Genomic DNA, 15,867 nt, shown 5'->3' on the forward strand with positions numbered 1-15,867 from the left:
GGGACCCCGGGGACAGCGACGACAGAGTAACGAGCAAGACCGTCGTACACGACGAGGGGCGCCCGGAAACATTCCGGGCGCCCCTCGTCGTGTACCTGTACGGCGGCCTCAGCGGGACTTCGGGCCGCCGCCCTTCGGGAGCTTCATGCCCTTGGGCATGGGGCCCTTCGGGAGCGGCATGTTGCTCATCAGGTCGCCCAGCGCGCGCAGCCGGTCGTTGGTCGCGGTGACCTGCGGGCCGGTGAGGACACGAGGCAGCTTGAGCATGCTCGTGCGCAGCTTCTTCAGCTCGACCTGGCCCTCGCCCGTGCCCACGATCATGTCGTGCACCGGGACGTCCGCGACGATGCGGTTCATCCGCTTCTTCTCGGCGGCGAGCAGGCTCTTCACCCGGTTCGGGTTGCCCTCGGCGATCAGCACGATGCCGGCCTTGCCGACCGCGCGGTGCACCACGTCCTGGTTGCGGTTCATCGCGACCGCGGGGGTCGTCGACCAGCCCCGGCCGACGTTGTCCAGCACGGCCGCGGCGGCGCCCGGCTGTCCCTCCATCTGGCCGAAGGCCGCCCGCTCGGCCCTGCGCCCGAACACGATCGCCGTCGCGAGGAAGGCCAGCAGGAAGCCCAGGATGCCGAGATAAACGGGGTGGCCGATCAAGAAGCCGATCGCGAGGAAGACACCGAAGGTGACGATTCCGATAGCCGCGAGTACAAGGCCGATCTTCTTGTCGACCCTGCGGGTCATCTTGTAAGTCAGAGCGATCTGTTTCAGTCGCCCGGGGTTCGCAGCGTCCGCTGCGGTTTCCTTCCTCGCCATGGCACGAAGTCTACGTGTCCCCGGGAGCGAGGACGACGGCAGTGCCTTCGGAGGCTCAGAGACCGGTGGCGGTCGAGGACTGGTCGAGTACGCGCTCCGCCTCCACCCGGTCCTTGGCGCGACGGCGGTCCTCCAGGACGGAGGTCCAGGCGTTGCGACGGGCGGTGCGCTGGCCGCTGCTCATCAGCAGTGACTCGACGGCGCGCAGCGCGGTGCCGAAGGACGGGATGGCGGTGGCGCGGACCGGCGCGGCCTGCATCGTGGAGGTCCCCCCTCGAAGCGTCTTCGGGTACGGGCGTGGGTACGACTGCGAGTACGGCAGTGGGTGCGGCTGTGAGCGCGGGTGCACGTGCCGTGATTCCAGGGTCACTGATTGGTGTTACCAGGGTGTGACCCCCCGGTCAAACGCACATGAAGCCCCGGTTCGAGCCCCGCGAACGCCGACGCGGCCCCGGCGTACGCCCTCATCTGCGAGGACGGCCGGGACCGCGTCGTCTCGGCCATTACTGGCCGGTAGTTTCTTGTGCGCGAGTTCACACGCATGCCGCACACCGCATCGCGGTGTCAGACGGCCTGGGCGGCGATGTACGTACCGCGCTTCTCGACCGCCATCCGGTAGAGGCGGCCGGCCCGGTACGAGGAGCGGACCAGCGGGCCGGACATCACACCGGAGAAGCCGATCTGCTCGGCCTCCTCCTTCAGCTCCACGAACTCGTGCGGCTTCACCCAGCGCTCGACGGGGTGGTGCCGTACCGACGGGCGCAGGTACTGCGTGATGGTGACCAGCTCGCAGCCGGCGTCGTGCAGCTGCCGGAGCGCGTCGCTGATCTCCTCGCGGGTCTCGCCCATGCCGAGGATCAGGTTCGACTTGGTGACCAGTCCGTAGTCCCGGGCGGCGGTGATGACCTTCAGGGAGCGGTCGTAGCGGAAGCCGGGGCGGATCCGCTTGAAGATGCGGGGCACCGTCTCGACGTTGTGCGCGAACACCTCGGGGCGGGAGGAGAAGACCTCCTCCAGCTGCTCGGGGACCGCGTTGAAGTCGGGGGCCAGCAGCTCGACCTTGGTGCGGCCGTCCGCGCGCCCGGCGGTCTGCGCGTGGATCTGGCGCACCGTCTCGGCGTACAGCCAGGCGCCGCCGTCCTCCAGGTCGTCGCGGGCGACGCCGGTGATGGTGGCGTAGTTCAGGTCCATGGTGACCACGGACTCGCCCACGCGGCGCGGCTCGTCACGGTCGAGCGCCTCGGGCTTGCCGGTGTCGATCTGGCAGAAGTCGCAGCGCCGGGTGCACTGGTCGCCGCCGATGAGGAAGGTCGCCTCGCGGTCCTCCCAGCACTCGTAGATGTTCGGGCAGCCGGCTTCCTGGCAGACCGTGTGCAGGCCCTCGCTCTTGACGAGGTTCTGCATCTTCATGTACTCGGGCCCCATTTTCGCCCGGGTCTTGATCCACTCGGGCTTGCGCTCGATCGGGGTCTGGCTGTTGCGGACCTCCAGGCGCAGCATCTTGCGTCCGTCCGGTGCGACTGCGGACACGTCGGCTCCCTAGCTTCGATTCTTCGGCGTACACCAGGGTACGCCCGTGTTTGACGGGCCTGACGGTCAGGCCAACCTCCGAGACCCGGGGCCCATTCCCGCCGCGTCGGACGGTCGCCGCCACCGGGTCAGGCGGTGGCGCGGACGATCTCCCGCGGCTTGAGCTCGGCGTTCTCCAGGATGTCGCGCAGATGCCGCTCCACCACGGGGAGCACCTCCTCGATCGTGATGTCGCGGCCCAGTTCGTCCGCGAGGGAGGCGACACCCGCGTCGCGGATGCCGCACGGGATGATCCGGTCGAACCACTTGTTGTCGGGCTGCACGTTGAACGAGAAGCCGTGCATCGTGACGCCCTTGGCCACCCGGATGCCGATCGCGGCGATCTTGCGGTCCTCGCGCCGCTGGCCGGCGTTGGAGGGGGCGTACTGGGGGCCGTCCAGCCGCGGGTCGAACTCCTCGTCGTGCAGGCGGGGGTCGAAGTCCAGGGAGAGCCCGCCGAGCGCCGGGCGCTGCTCGACCGGGTCGCCGAGCACCCACACGCCGCTGCGTCCCTCGATGCGGGTGGTCTCCACACCGAACTCCGCGCAGGTGCGGATCAATGCCTCCTCCAGGCGCCGGACGTGGGCGACCACGTCCACCGGGCGGGGCAGCTTCTGGATCGGGTAGCCCACCAGCTGGCCGGGGCCGTGCCAGGTGATCTTGCCGCCGCGGTCCACGTCGATGACCGGGGTGCCGTCGAGGGGGCGCTCACTGTCCTGGGTGCGCCGTCCGGCCGTGTAGACCGGGGGGTGCTCCAGCAGGATGACGGTGTCGGGCACCTCGTCGGCGAACCGTGCCGCGTGCACCCGGCGCTGCTCGTCCCAGGCCACCCGGTAGTCGACGGCCTCGGCCCCGAAGCCCATTCGGACGAACCGCAACTCACTCACGGCGAGCGCCTCCCGGAAGGTAGTAAGGCAGAACTAAAGGTGGAACGTGGAACAAACCAGAACGCGGTAAGGCACGAAACGTGCCCAAGCCACTGTACGACCGTACGACCGGCTTTCCTTTCGGCGGCGGTTCCGAGGGGCGGCTCCGGTGGTGGTTCCGGCGCGCGTCCGGCGCGTGTTCGGCGCCTGGGCGGGCCCCGTGTCGGTCGCTGGCCGTCAGCCTCAGGGGCAATTCTCACACGATCGGATGAATGCGGATCGAAAGGTGCGACCAGGCGTTTACTCTCCGCTACATTCGCGCCGTCCAGAAGGCCATAAGGGCTGCTCACAGGTAATCCGGGCATCAACGTTCACCGGAAGGCAGGAGACCGCACCACAGATGACGGAACGACCCGCGCGGCGCACCCCCAACCGTCAGCTCGCCGCGCTCATCGCAGAAGCGGGGTTCTCCAACGCGGGACTCGCCCGTCGCGTGGACCAGCTCGGTCTCGAACACGGGCTCGACCTGAGATACGACAAGACCTCCGTCACCCGCTGGCTGCGCGGGCAGCAGCCGAGGGGGACCACACCCGCGCTGATCGCCGAGGTCTTCACCCGGCGCCTCGGCCGCCGGCTCACCGCCCAGGACCTCGGCCTGGACGCCTGCGCCCCCGTCTACGCGGGCCTGGAGTTCGCCGCCACCCCCGACGAGGCCGTCGACATCGTCAGCGGGCTGTGGCGCAAGGACTCCGGCAGCCACGCCGAGCTGCGCAAGATCGCCTTCACCTCGGCCGGGCTCGTCGTGCCCAGCCGGGACTGGCTCATCGGCCGTGCCGACGAGAAGGTGGCCCGCGTCGAGCCGCCGGTCCGCGTCCCCGCCCAGGCCCGCCCGGTCGGCCGCCCCGCCGGGCTGCCCGAGTTCGGCACCCGCCGCCGCCAGGCGGCCGAGCGCGGTCCCGGCCAGCGGGTCACCGGCGGCGACATCGCCGCGCTGCGCTCGGTCGGTGAGCTGTTCCGCACCCTCGACGACGCCTACGGCGGCGGCCACGCCCGCCAGGCCCTGGTGCGCTACCTGGAGCACGAGTGCGAGCCGATGCTGCGCGGCACCTACGGTGAGCAGACCGGCCGCCGCCTGTTCGCCGCCGTCGCCGACCTGACCCGGCTGGCCGGCTGGACGTCGTACGACATCGGCGCGCACGGACTCGCCCAGCGCTACTTCGTGCAGGCGCTCCGCCTCGCGCAGGCCGCCGCGGACCGGACCTACGGCGCGTACGTGCTGGTCACCATGAGCCGGCAGGCCGTCTACCTCGGCCACGGGCGGGAGGCGGTGCAGCTCGCGCGAGTGGCCCAGCAGGGCGCGGGCGGCTCCGCCCCGCCCACCGTGCAGGCCCTGCTGCACGCGGTCGAGGCACGCGGGCACGGCGTGCTCGGCGAGGTCCGGGCCTGCACCGCGGCCCTGGTGCGCGCCGAACGCGCCCTGGGGAACGCCCGGCCCGGCGACGAGGTCCCGCACTGGGTGCGGTTCTTCGACGAGGCCCAGCTCGCCGACGAGTTCGGTCACTGCCACCGTGACCTCCAGCAGTTCCGCGCCGCGGCCCAGCACGCGGAGCGCTCGCTGCAGCTGCGCGCCCCCGGCTACGCCCGCAGCCGCCTGTTCTGCCGGGTCGTCCTCGCCACCGCACGCCTCGGCCTCGGCGAACTCGACCAGGCCTGCCTGCTCGCCGCCGAGGCGGCCGGCCAGGCGTCCGAGATGCGCTCGGTACGGGCCGTGGAGTACGTCCGGGACTTCGAACGCAGGCTGGAGCCCTACCGCGACACGGCACCGGTGCGCGTCTACCGCGACAGGGTCGCGGCGTACTGCTGAGCCACCGCGACGGCGCGTGGTTGGGGCCACCACGTCCCTCCGGGGGGGTGGTCACCGAAGGGACGCGGGGCGGCTGAGGGGAGTGGCCGGTCAGGCCGCTCGGGCCGTGGGGAGGGGGTCCGCCGTGTGCATCGGGCGGCCCGCGCCGAGGTCCGCGAGGATCGCGGCCGAGGCGCGGCGGCCCGAGTGCAGGGCGCCCTGCACGGTGCTGGTGTCCCGGTGGTCGCCGCACACGTACAGGCCCGCCAGCAGCCGCACCGGCCGCCGCAGGTCGTGCGGCGGCCGCATGGACGGGACGGCGTCCGCGGTGTGATACACCCCGAGCGTCTCCCAGCGTGCCGTCGACGTGCCGTACAGCCTGGCCAGATGCATGCGCACACCGGTGTCGACCTGGGCGCCGGGCGGGCCCAGGACCGTGGACGAGACCAGCGCGCGGCCGGCCGGAGCGCGGGACGGGTCGACCCGGCTGACCACCGCCGTGTGCGCCACCGGTCCGCCCCGGTCGGCGTCCAGGAGCAGCCGGGCGCCGGTCTCCGGGGGCTCGTCGGTGGCGTGGTGCACCACCGTCACCGGGTGGAAGTCCGGCACCCGCAGTCCCGGCAGCAGCTGGGCGGCGGCCCGCGCGTCCGTCGCGATCAGCACCGCGCGGCAGCGGAACTCGCCGTGCTCGGCGGTGGTCACCGAGGTCGTGGAGACGGAGGTGACCCGGACGCCCGTGTGCACGGTGCCCGGTGGCAGCCCCCGCGCCAGCAGTTCCGGCAACGCCTCCGCGCCGCCCTCCGGCACACACAGGCGCCCGGCCGCGAAGGCGCGCAGTGCGAGGTCCGCGCACCGGCTCGACGTGGTGAGGTCCGGGTCGCACAGCAGGGCGGCGAGCAGCGGGCGGAGGAAGCCGTCGACGGTGCGGGCCGGCAGGCCCCGGGCGGTGAGTGCCTCGGCGGCGGTCGACTCGGGCCGGGCCAGCAGCCGTTCCGCCGGAGTGCCGGCCAGTCGGGTGAACGCGGCGCCCAGGCGGGCCTGGTCGACGGCCGTGCCCAGCGGGGCGCCGGTTCGGCTCCGGGGCGTGGACACCTGTCGTCCGGGAACGGCCGCCGGCCTCCTGGGCGCGGCCCCCGCCCGGGGGGCGCTCGCGAGGGCGCGCACCGTGTGGAGTGCGCCCCTTGCGCCCCTCGCACCGGTCGGTACGCCGGCCCGGTGGTGGCGTCCGCCGCTGTGCAGCAGAACGCCGGGTGCGAACGTGCGCAGGGCGAGCCCGTCGCAGTCGGCGGCCGGCCGCAGTTCGGGATACGCCGTGGACAGCAACTGCCCGATTCTGTCGAGCCGGAAGCCGTCGACCTTGTCGGTCGCCATCCGGCCGCCCACCGCGTGGGCGGCCTCAAGGACCACGGTGGTGACTCCAGCGCTGGTCAGGCGTCGCGCCGCGGAGAGTCCGGCGACCCCGGCTCCCACGACGACGACGTCCGCCTGGTACGTGGGCTCAAGCACGTGCCCCTCCTCGAGGTTGCGCGGACGCTGGAGACGTCATGCCCCCAACAGACCCCAGGAATACCCGAGTTCTGGTCGAGGTTAGGTCCGTGACGGATCGCGTGGCGTCGCGCATCGGCAGGGGCACGGGCGCACGGCGGTCGCACATGCGCGCCGGACGGCCACCGCACGGCCCCCGGGGGCGCACCGGCTTCGGCCACCGGCCCCCGCACCTCCGGCCGCCCGCCCCTCGGGGCGGGCCGGAGGACCGTGGTTCAACCGTGGTTCAGGTGTCCTGACGGGGGGTCACAGGGCCGCGCGGATCGCTCCGTCGATCTCCGGGAACGCGAAGCGGAACCCCGACTCCAGCAGTCGGGTCGGCAGCACCCGGGTACTGCCCAGCACATCCCCGGCCATCTCGCCGAGCACGGTCCGCAGCACCGGCGCGGGCACCGCGAACACCGCCGGCCGGTGCAGCACGCGCGCCATCGCCCCGGTGACCTCACGGTTGGTCACCGGATGCGGCGCGGTCAGGTTGAACGGCCCCGACAGCCCGTCGGTGTCGAGGAGATGACGCAGGGCGGCCACCTCGTCGTGCAGCGCGACGAACGACCAGTACTGGCGCCCGTCGCCCAGCCGCCCGCCCAGTCCGGCCCGGAACAAGGGGAAGAGCCTGGCCCACGCCCCGCCCTCGCGGGCCACCACGAGGCCGGTCCGGGCGAACGCCGTCCGCACGCCTGCCTCCCGCGCCGGCGCTGCCGCGGCCTCCCATTCGACGCACAGCTCCGGCAGGAAGCCCGTGCCCGCCGGCGCGCTCTCGTCGACGGTCCGCTCACCGGTCTCGCCGTAGTAGCCGATCGCGCTGCCGTTGACGAACACCCGGGGCCGTACGTCCCGCGCGAGCCCGGCGAGGGCCTCGGCGAGCGCCGCCGTGCCCCGCACCCGGCCGGTGCGGATCCGCTCCTTGTACGCGGGTGTCCAGCGCCGGTCGCCCACCCCGGCACCGGCGAGGTTGACCACGGCGTCGCACCCGGCGAGACCGGCCGCGTCCACGGACCCGCGCTCCGGGTCCCACCGGACCTCGTCCGCCGCGCGCGGCTCGGCCCGCACCAGGCGTACCACCGTGTGCCCGTCGGCGGTCAGGGACCGTACGAGCGCGCCGCCGATGAGACCGGACGCACCGGCCACCGCGATGCGGGAGGACCGGGGAGACCGGGATGATCCAGAGGATCCAGAAGATGCGGAGGATGCGGAACTCATGGCGACCATCCTGCCCGCAGCCCGGGCGACACCGTGGGCGCACCGCGCGAGCGGTCGTAAAGTGACCCTCATGCCCGAGCCGTTGATACGCGCCGCCCGCCCCGTCGACGAGGGGGAACTGGCCCTGCTGGACCGGGAGACCTGGTCCGTCCTGCACGCCGTCACCCCGCCGCCGCAGCCGCCGTACGACTCCTTCTTCAGCGAGCGGTCCGGCCCCCGCGACCACCTCGTCGCCGAGCACGCGGGCCGCGTCGTCGGCTATGTGCGCCTCGGCTTCCCCACGGAACTGCCCTCGAACGCGCACGTCCAGCAGATCCGCGGCCTCGCCGTCGCCGAGGCGGCCCGCGGCACGGGCGTGGGCCGGGCCCTGGTGCGGGCGGCCGTCCGGGAGGCCCGGGAGCGCGGCGCGCGCCGCATCACCCTGCGCGTCCTCGGTCACAACTCCGCCGCCCGCGCGCTCTACGCGTCCGAGGGCTTCGTCGTCGAGGGTGTCCAGCCGGAGGAGTTCTGCCTCGACGGCACGTACGTCGACGACGTGCTGATGGGGCAGTCCCTGCTCTGACCTCCGGCCCCGCCCGGGCACGGTCCTACGACGCCGTCAGGTCGCCCGTGTCCACCGGCGCCGTGGCGTTCGCCGCGCGCCGCGCGTCGTCGGCGACCTCGTCCGCCGTCAGTACGTAGCCGGTCTCCGCGTTCGAGGTGGAACGGGCGAACACCACGCCGTACACCCGGCCGTCGGTGGTCAGCAGCGGGCCGCCGGAGTTGCCGGGGCGCACGAGGGAACGGATCGAGTAGATCTCGCGGACGACCGCCCGGTCGCCGTAGATGTTCTGCCCCTTCGCCTGCACCCGGGTGGCGACCGTCGCCGCCCGCAGGTCCAGATCGCCGTCCTGCGGATAGCCCGCGACGACCGCCGAGTCGCCGCGGTCGGCGTCGTCGTCGAAGCGGAGGACGGGCGCCCGCAGTTCGGGGACGTACAGCACGGCCACGTCCTTCTGCGGGTCGAACAGCACCACCCGTGCCTCGTACGCCCGCCCGACGCCGCCGACCCGCACGGTCGGCTCGTCGATCCCGGCCACCACATGGGCGTTGGTCATCACGCGCTCCGCCGCGTACACGAAGCCGCTGCCCTCGCGGCCCTGGACGCCCGCGACGCCCTCGACCTTCACCGTGCTCCGCTGGGCGGCCCGGGTGGCGGCCGCGGTGACACTGTTGCCGGAGGGCTCGGCGACCTCGGCGGTCGACTCGTTCTCGAACGGGTTGAAGACCTGTGGGAAGCCCGCCTCGGTCAGCGCCGCGGTGGCCCGCGAGAACCAGGCCGGCGTGGTGTCCGGCATCACCTCGTGGACCGCGCCGAGCAGCCTCGATTCGCGGATCGCGGAGGTGACCAGCGGGGACGAGGAGGCGCCCAGCACGGACGCGGCTACCCAGGCCACGATCAGCACGGCTGCCGAGTTGGCCGCGGCCCCGCCGATCCCGTCCGCCACCCGCAGCGGCCCCCGGTCCAGCTCCCGCCGCAACCGCAGCGCCAGCCGGCCCGCCAGTTCGTGGCCCACCGCGGCCGGCAGCAGCACCGTGAACACGGCCGTCACCGTCGCCGCGGTCGTCCCCGGGTCCACCAGATCCATCACCCAGGGCAGGATCCACACGCCGACGACCGCACCGCCCACGAAACCGGTCAGCGAGACACAGCCGGCCAGCAGACCGCGCCGGTAGCCGGACGCCGCGTAGGCCAGGACGAGCAGCAGCAACAGAATGTCGAGCAGGTCCACGCACGCCGCCTTTCTTTCGGACCCCCTCATACGTGGGGGAGGGGCCCGGTGATCAGCCACGCGCGCGTGGGACCACGGAAGCGGTCACGCGCGCGTGCACTCGGAAGAACGCGGCGGACCAGGGAGATGGTTCCACCGGTCGGCACAGCACACGTCGCGGACGGGGTGGATCCGGCCGACAGTGAAACCATGCGTGTCCTCATGAGGCCGCGGGGAACGCGGCGGCGCCCTGCTTTCCGGGCACTCCACCACCCGGGCCTCACGGACCTGCCCAGAGGCGTCAAGGTGCTGCTCGGCTGTCTGCCGGGCATCGCCGCGGCCGTCGCGCTGGTGCTGTGCGCGTACGGTGTCGAGCGGGCCGCGGGGTCCTCGGCCGCCCCCACGACCCGCGAGACGGCCGCGTACACGGCGCCCGAACCACCCATCGTGTCCAGAGCGGCCTGGACGGCCGGAGCCGTTCACGACCAGCCGCCCCCGCGCTACGACGACGAGGTCGTCGCCGTCTTCATCCACCACACCGACTCGCCCAACGACTACGACTGCGCCGAGGCCCCGGCCAACATCCGCAACGTCTACGAGGGCCAGACCTCCGGCCGGGAGTGGGACGACATCGGCTACAACTTCCTCGTCGACCGCTGCGGCACCATCTACGAGGGCCGCGCGGGCGGGACCGACCGGCCCGTCACCGGCGCCCACACCCAGGGCTTCAACCACCGCACCGCGGGGATCGCCGCCCTCGGCACCTTCACCGCCGGGGTGCCGGTGCCGCCCGCGATGGAGCGCGCGATCGCCGAGCTGGCCGCCTGGAAGCTCGGCCTGTCCGGCACCGACCCGCGCTCCGACGTCCGGCTGGTCTCCAGCAACGGCGCCAGCCGGTACGCGGCCGGCACCACGGCCGTGCTGCCCGCCCTCGCGGGCCACCAGGACGGCTACATGACCAGCTGCCCGGGCGCCGCCCTGCAGGCCCGCCTCCCGGCGATCAGGCAACGGGCCGCGGAACTGCAGGGCCGCCGGCCGGGCGCCCGGCCGCAGGAAAACAGCCGGATCGCGGGATCCTCCGGGGAGCGGGACGAGGGACGGAGCGGGAAACAGGGTGGGGAGCAGCACGGGAATCAAGGTGGGGAGCAGCACGGGAATCAGGACCGGAACCGTTCCCAGAGCCGGGGGTAGCGTTCGGCGAGCCGGGACTCGTTCTCGAAGTCGACCGGCGTGCCCTCGGGTTCCGCGGGGGCCGGCGGGAGGTCCAGATCGGGTGCCACCGTGCCGGTGAGCTGCTCGTACGCCTCGTCCGCCGCGTAGCCGAGGTCCTCGGCGTCGCCGTCGACCTCCTCGTCGAAGTCCTCCAGCAGGCCGGCCAGGGCGTCCGGATCGTGCAGCGCGCCCTCGAAGACCTCACGGCCCTGGCCGATCAGCCAGCACCGGAAGAAGTCGAAGGCGTCGTCGCTCGCCCCGTCCAGCAGCACCCAGGCGGCGCCCCACAGGTCCCAGCGGTAGGCGCGGTGATAGCGGGACTCGAAGTGCCGGGCGAAGTCCAGGACCGACTCCGGGTCCAGCCGCGCGAGCCGTTCCACGAGCAGGTCGGCTTGATCCTCCGGGTCGCCCCCGGCGTCCTCGCGGGCGGTGTCGACCAGCTCCCAGAACTCCGTCTCGTCCATCACGCGTCAAGCATCGGCCCTGGAACCGGGGGGCGCACCCCGGAGTGTCACCCGGATCGCTCAGGGGCAGGGGCAGGGCCGGCGTCGGGGTCCTCCCTCCCGTACAGCCGGGCCAGCCGCACGGCCTGGGCGGCGAACCGCTCCCGCAACGACGCGGGCGCCAGCACCTCCACCTCGGGGCCCAGCGCCGTCAGCTGGGTGTGGGCTACCTCCTCGGACTCCACCGGCAGGGTCACCGTCACCCACCCGCCGCCGTCCCCGTCGAACTCCCCGGCCACCCCGGCCGCCTGGGCCAGTGCCTCCCGTGCGGCCGCCGCGGCCGACGCCTCGACGGAGCGCGGCAGCGCGCGTACCCCCTCGGGCGACAGCCGCACCACCACCTCCGTCCGCAGGATCGAGCGCGCGAACTGCTCCGCCCGCTCCTCCCAGAACGCGGGCAGCTCGAACTCCCGGTCGCGTTCGAAGCGTTCCGGTCGTGCCGGGTCGACCGGCTCCACCGCCGTGAACCGGTCGACCCGGTACACCCGGAACGCCCCGTGCCCCGGCACCCGCGCGCACAGGTACCAGACGCCCGCCTTGAGCACGAGCCCGTAGGGCTCCAGCTCCCGCACGACCTCCCGCCGGTGCTCCCCCTCCCCGCGCAGATAGCGGGCGGTGACCCGGCGGTCGTCCCACACCGCGTCCGCCACGGCCGGCAGCAGCTCGGGCGTCACCGGCTCACGGAACCAGCCCGGGGCGTCCAGGTGGAAGCGCTGCGCGGCCGTCCGCGACGCGTCCCGCAGGGAGGGCAGCAGCGCCGCCGACACCTTCAGCCGGGCCGCGGAGGCCGCGTCCTCGAGCCCCATCTCCCGCAGCGCCCCCGGCACCCCGGACAGGAACAGCGCCTCCGCCTCGCCCCGGGCCAGCCCGGTCAGCCTCGTCCGGTACCCGCCGACCAGCCGGTAGCCCCCGGCCCGTCCCCGGTCCGCGTACACCGGCACCCCGGCCTCGGACAGCGCCTGCGCGTCCCGGGTGACCGTCCGCTCCGACACCTCCAGCTCCCGCGCCAGCTCGGCGGCGGTCATGGACGGCCGGGACTGGAGCAGCAGCACCATCTTGATCAGCCGGGCAGCGCGCATACGGCCCATCATGCAGCAGGAGGCCCCCGCCGCAGCGGGGGCCTCCTGCCTCACATCCGTAGCACCCGGGTGCCTACAGACCGTACTTCTCGCGCGCTTCCTTCACGGCCGTCACCTGCACCTCGCCGCGCCGGGCGAGCTGCGCCAGGGCCGCGACGACGATGGACTCGGCGTCGACACCGAAGTAGCGGCGGGCCGCCTCGCGGGTCTCCGACAGGCCGAAACCGTCGGCGCCCAGCGAGGTGTAGTCCTGCTCGACCCACTGCGCGATCTGGTCGGGAACCTGACGCATGTAGTCCGAGACCGCCAGCACCGGACCCTCGGCGCCCTGGAGCGCCTGCCGGACGAACGGCACCCGCTCCTCGCCGCGCAGCAGCGCCTCGTCCGCCTCCATGGCGTCCCGGCGCAGCTCGGTCCACGACGTCGCCGACCACACGTCGGCCGCCACGCCCCACTCCTCGGCGAGCAGCTGCTGCGCCTTCAGCGCCCAGTGGATCGCCGTACCGGAGCCGAGCAGCTGGATCCGCGGGGCGTTCGCGGGCGCCGTCAGCCCCGCCGACTCCGCCGTGTTGAAGCGGTACAGGCCCTTGAGGATGCCCTCGTCGACCCCGGGGGCCGCGGGCTTGGCGGGCTGCCGCAGCGGCTCGTTGTAGACCGTCAGGTAGTAGAAGACGTCCTGGTCCTCGTCCGGGGCCGCCGCGCCGTACATCCGGCGCAGACCCTCCTTGACGATGACGGCGATCTCGTACGCGAACGCCGGGTCGTACGTCAGCGCGGCCGGGTTGGTCGCGGCGATGACCGGGGAGTGGCCGTCGGCGTGCTGGAGGCCCTCACCGGTGAGCGTGGTGCGGCCGGCGGTGGCGCCGACGAGGAAGCCGCGGCCGAGCTGGTCGCCGAGCTGCCACATCTGGTCGGCCGTGCGCTGCCAGCCGAACATCGAGTAGTAGATGTAGAACGGGATCACCGGCTCGCCGTGCGTCGCGTACGACGTCGAGGCGGCGATGAACTCGGCCATGGAACCGGCCTCGGTGATCCCCTCGTTGAGGATCTGGCCGTTCTTGGCTTCCTTGTAGTACATCAGCTGGTCGCGGTCGACCGGCTCGTACGTCTGGCCCTTGGGCGAGTAGATGCCGAGCGACGGGAAGAGCGACTCCATGCCGAAGGTGCGCGCCTCGTCGGGGACGATCGGCACCCAGCGCTTGCCGGTCTCCTTGTCGCGGACCAGGTCCTTGACCAGGCGGACGAACGCCATGGTGGTCGCCACGTTCTGCGAGCCCGAGCCCTTGTCGAAGGCGCTGAACGCCTTGTCGGCCGGGGCCGGCAGCGGTGCGACGGGGTGGACGCGGCGGGCCGGGGCCGGACCGCCGAGAGCGGCGCGGCGCTCCTGGAGGTAACGGACCTCGGGGGAGTCGGCGCCCGGGTGGCCGTAGGGGACCACGCCGTCGACGAAGTCGCTGTCCTTGATCGGCAGGTCGAGGCGGTCGCGCATCGCCTTGAACTCGTCCACCGACAGCTTCTTCATCTGGTGGTTGGCGTTCTTCGAGGCGAAGCCCTCGCCGAGCGTGTGGCCCTTGACCGTCTGGGCCAGGATCACGGTCGGCGCGCCCTTGTGGGCGAGCGCGGCACGGTAGGCGGCGTAGACCTTGCGGGACTCGTGGCCGCCGCGCGAGAGGTGGAAGCACTCGAGGATCTTGTCGTCGCTCAGCAGCTTCGCCATCTCGACGAGCGCCGGGTCCTTGCCGAAGAAGTCCTCGCGGATGTAGGCCGCGTCGCGGGTCTGGTACGTCTGGACCTGCGCGTCGGGTACCTCGCGCAGGCGGCGTACGAGCGCGCCGGTGGTGTCCAGCTGGAACAGCTCGTCCCAGGCGGTGCCCCACAGGCTCTTGACCACGTTCCAGCCGGAGCCGCGGAACAGGGCCTCCAGCTCCTGCACGATCTTGAAGTTGGCGCGGACCGGACCGTCGAGGCGCTGCAGGTTGCAGTTGATGACGAAGGTCAGGTTGTCCAGACCCTCGCGGGAGGCGAGCGTCAGGGCGGCGGTGGACTCCGGCTCGTCCATCTCGCCGTCGCCGAGGAACGCCCACACGTGGGAGTTCGTCAGGTCCTTGATGCCGCGGCTGGTCAGATAGCGGTTGAACCGCGCCTGGTAGACCGCGGAGATCGGGCCGAGGCCCATCGACACCGTGGGGAACTCCCACAACCAGGGCAGCCGCCGCGGGTGCGGGTACGAGGGGAGGCCGTCACCGCCCGCCTCACGGCGGAAGTTGTCCAGGTGCCGCTCGCCGATCCGTCCGTCGAGGAAGGCACGGGCGTAGATGCCGGGGGAGGCGTGGCCCTGGATGTAGAGCTGGTCGCCGGAGCCGTCGGCCTCCTTGCCGCGGAAGAAGTGGTTGAAACCCGTCTCGTAGAGCCAGGCCGCGGAGGCGAAGGTGGCGATGTGGCCGCCGACGCCGTACTTGCTGCCGCGGGTCACCATCGCGGCCGCGTTCCAGCGGTTCCACGCGGTGATGCGGGACTCCATCGCCTCGTCGCCGTCCACCGCGGGCTCGGCGGAGGTGGGGATGGTGTTGATGTAGTCGGTCTCGAGGAGCTTCGGCAGTGCGACGCCGGCCTCCTCGGCGCGCTCCAGCGTACGGCGCATCAGGTACGCGGCACGGTGCGGCCCGGCCGCCTCGGTGACGGCGTCAAGGGAGGCCTGCCATTCGGCGGTCTCCTCGGGGTCGCGGTCCGGGAGCTGGTCCAGCTCGCTCGGCTGGATGGCCTTGGGGTCGGTCATGTCGCCGCCTTCCTCAGTCGAAGGGGGTTCCCTCATCGGTAAGGGTTCGGGGGTGCCCTTGGTCTTTGGCAGGACAGGGCTGGGGCTCTGGTGGAGACCCCGCTGGCGACAATAACCCGCTGATCGATGATCGATCAAAGGTAGTGGGCCAAAAAGTCTCGATATCAAGAAATTGGCATCCTGTGCCGGAGGATCAGGCACGCGGTGCCGCGTTTTCCCTGCTCATCCGAGGGGTGACCGGCCGGTTCGGACGGGTGCGGGCCGGCTCGGACGTGCTGAACGCCGGTGGGGTCGAACGCCCGGAGGTCACTCGGGCGTTCGACCCCACCGGCGTCCGGGCGGGACCGTCATGTCGTTGCCGGCTGCGGCTGCGCCGCGGTCTCCGTCCGCTCGGCGCGTTCGTGCCCCTGGCGCTGCCGTGCCGCCTGCTCGCGGGTGATCACCTCGGTGGCGGCGCCGACCGCGACCGCGACCGGCCAGCCGATGGCTCCGGCGACGGTCATGCCGCCGAGGACGCCGTAGAGGGCCAGCTTGCGGGGCGAGGGGAGCAGGGATGTGGCCGTGGACGCGGGTGCGGTCTTGAGGGGTTTGGAGAACATGTCCCCCGGGGTCACGTAGGGGATCGGAACCCGGGCGTGGGCCGTGTGCAGGTGCAGCAGCTTGCCGCCCGTCCGCTTCTCCTCCGGGCGCTCCGTCGGGGCCTGCTGTTG

General features: G+C 72.8%; 14 protein-coding genes. 3 read left to right on the forward strand and 11 right to left on the reverse strand.

The window, feature by feature from the left end:
- Positions 1-108 precede the first annotated feature (108 nt).
- The 4 genes from DIZ27_RS31565 to lipB form a co-directional block, all read right to left on the reverse strand.
- A complete protein-coding gene (locus DIZ27_RS31565; protein WP_109381845.1) occupies positions 109-813 on the reverse strand; it encodes a DUF4191 domain-containing protein in 705 nt (234 codons plus the stop codon).
- Between the two features lie 55 nt (positions 814-868).
- Complete coding sequence (locus tag DIZ27_RS31570) at positions 869-1,072, reverse strand: hypothetical protein (protein WP_109381846.1); 204 nt, start codon at positions 1,070-1,072, stop codon at positions 869-871.
- 305 nt (positions 1,073-1,377) lie between these two features.
- Entirely contained in the window at positions 1,378-2,343 is a 966-nt protein-coding gene (lipA, locus tag DIZ27_RS31575; protein WP_109381847.1) for a lipoyl synthase, read from the reverse strand.
- 128 nt (positions 2,344-2,471) lie between these two features.
- A complete protein-coding gene (lipB, locus tag DIZ27_RS31580; RefSeq protein ID WP_109381848.1) occupies positions 2,472-3,269 on the reverse strand; it encodes a lipoyl(octanoyl) transferase LipB in 798 nt (265 codons plus the stop codon).
- A 379-nt stretch (positions 3,270-3,648) separates the two neighbouring features.
- On the opposite strand from lipB, the gene DIZ27_RS31585 reads away from it, so the two are divergent.
- Positions 3,649-5,112 carry a regulator gene (locus tag DIZ27_RS31585; protein WP_109381849.1) on the forward strand — a complete coding sequence of 488 codons (1,464 nt, stop codon included), beginning with the start codon at positions 3,649-3,651 and terminating at the stop codon, positions 5,110-5,112.
- Between the two features lie 90 nt (positions 5,113-5,202).
- Here DIZ27_RS31585 and DIZ27_RS31590 read toward each other — a convergent pair whose 3' ends face one another.
- Both DIZ27_RS31590 and DIZ27_RS31595 read right to left on the reverse strand, forming a co-directional pair.
- On the reverse strand, positions 5,203-6,597 hold the full coding sequence (locus tag DIZ27_RS31590; RefSeq protein WP_109381850.1) for an NAD(P)/FAD-dependent oxidoreductase: 1,395 nt from the start codon (positions 6,595-6,597) through the stop codon (positions 5,203-5,205).
- Positions 6,598-6,882: 285 nt separating this feature from the next.
- Positions 6,883-7,836 carry a TIGR01777 family oxidoreductase gene (locus DIZ27_RS31595; RefSeq protein ID WP_109381851.1) on the reverse strand — a complete coding sequence of 318 codons (954 nt, stop codon included), beginning with the start codon at positions 7,834-7,836 and terminating at the stop codon, positions 6,883-6,885.
- Positions 7,837-7,906: 70 nt separating this feature from the next.
- On the opposite strand from DIZ27_RS31595, the gene DIZ27_RS31600 reads away from it, so the two are divergent.
- Complete coding sequence (locus DIZ27_RS31600) at positions 7,907-8,398, forward strand: GNAT family N-acetyltransferase (protein WP_109381852.1); 492 nt, start codon at positions 7,907-7,909, stop codon at positions 8,396-8,398.
- Positions 8,399-8,423: 25 nt separating this feature from the next.
- Here DIZ27_RS31600 and DIZ27_RS31605 read toward each other — a convergent pair whose 3' ends face one another.
- The gene (locus DIZ27_RS31605) at positions 8,424-9,608 is read right to left on the reverse strand and encodes a MarP family serine protease (RefSeq protein ID WP_109381853.1); all 1,185 of its coding nucleotides are present in this window, start codon (positions 9,606-9,608) and stop codon (positions 8,424-8,426) included.
- 189 nt (positions 9,609-9,797) lie between these two features.
- Here DIZ27_RS31605 and DIZ27_RS31610 point away from each other — a divergent pair, with 189 nt between their 5' ends.
- Positions 9,798-10,778, forward strand: coding sequence for a peptidoglycan recognition protein (locus tag DIZ27_RS31610; RefSeq protein WP_109381862.1), 981 nt, complete (start codon positions 9,798-9,800; stop codon positions 10,776-10,778).
- Here DIZ27_RS31610 and DIZ27_RS31615 read toward each other — a convergent pair.
- From DIZ27_RS31615 to DIZ27_RS46005, 4 genes are all read right to left on the reverse strand, one after another.
- Positions 10,745-11,263 (reverse strand): DUF4240 domain-containing protein, encoded by a 519-nt coding sequence (locus DIZ27_RS31615; protein WP_109381854.1) that lies wholly within the window; start codon positions 11,261-11,263, stop codon positions 10,745-10,747. The two genes, DIZ27_RS31610 and DIZ27_RS31615, sit on opposite strands and share 34 nt — an antisense overlap.
- Before the next feature lie 47 nt (positions 11,264-11,310).
- On the reverse strand, positions 11,311-12,381 hold the full coding sequence (locus DIZ27_RS31620) for a YafY family protein (protein WP_109381855.1): 1,071 nt from the start codon (positions 12,379-12,381) through the stop codon (positions 11,311-11,313).
- A 73-nt stretch (positions 12,382-12,454) separates the two neighbouring features.
- Positions 12,455-15,157, reverse strand: a complete 2,703-nt coding sequence (aceE, locus tag DIZ27_RS31625) for a pyruvate dehydrogenase (acetyl-transferring), homodimeric type (protein WP_109381856.1) — start codon at positions 15,155-15,157, stop codon at positions 12,455-12,457.
- 347 nt (positions 15,158-15,504) lie between these two features.
- Positions 15,505-15,867 (reverse strand): hypothetical protein (locus tag DIZ27_RS46005; RefSeq protein WP_109381857.1); only part of this gene is annotated, 363 nt, incomplete at its 5' end.

The sequence above is a fragment of the Streptomyces sp. NWU339 genome, assembly GCF_003143855.1.
Classification (GTDB): domain Bacteria; phylum Actinomycetota; class Actinomycetes; order Streptomycetales; family Streptomycetaceae; genus Streptomyces.

Coding starts and splice junctions, on each gene's coding strand:
- DIZ27_RS31565 (WP_109381845.1), bottom strand. CDS start 813: ATGGCGAGGAAGGAAACCGCAGCGGACGCTGCGAACCCCGGGCGACTG.
- DIZ27_RS31570 (WP_109381846.1), bottom strand. CDS start 1,072: ATGCAGGCCGCGCCGGTCCGCGCCACCGCCATCCCGTCCTTCGGCACC.
- DIZ27_RS31585 (WP_109381849.1), top strand. CDS start 3,649: ATGACGGAACGACCCGCGCGGCGCACCCCCAACCGTCAGCTCGCCGCG.
- DIZ27_RS31595 (WP_109381851.1), bottom strand. CDS start 7,836: ATGAGTTCCGCATCCTCCGCATCTTCTGGATCCTCTGGATCATCCCGG.
- DIZ27_RS31600 (WP_109381852.1), top strand. CDS start 7,907: ATGCCCGAGCCGTTGATACGCGCCGCCCGCCCCGTCGACGAGGGGGAA.
- DIZ27_RS31610 (WP_109381862.1), top strand. CDS start 9,798: ATGCGTGTCCTCATGAGGCCGCGGGGAACGCGGCGGCGCCCTGCTTTC.
- DIZ27_RS31615 (WP_109381854.1), bottom strand. CDS start 11,263: ATGGACGAGACGGAGTTCTGGGAGCTGGTCGACACCGCCCGCGAGGAC.
- DIZ27_RS31620 (WP_109381855.1), bottom strand. CDS start 12,381: ATGCGCGCTGCCCGGCTGATCAAGATGGTGCTGCTGCTCCAGTCCCGG.
- aceE (WP_109381856.1), bottom strand. CDS start 15,157: ATGACCGACCCCAAGGCCATCCAGCCGAGCGAGCTGGACCAGCTCCCG.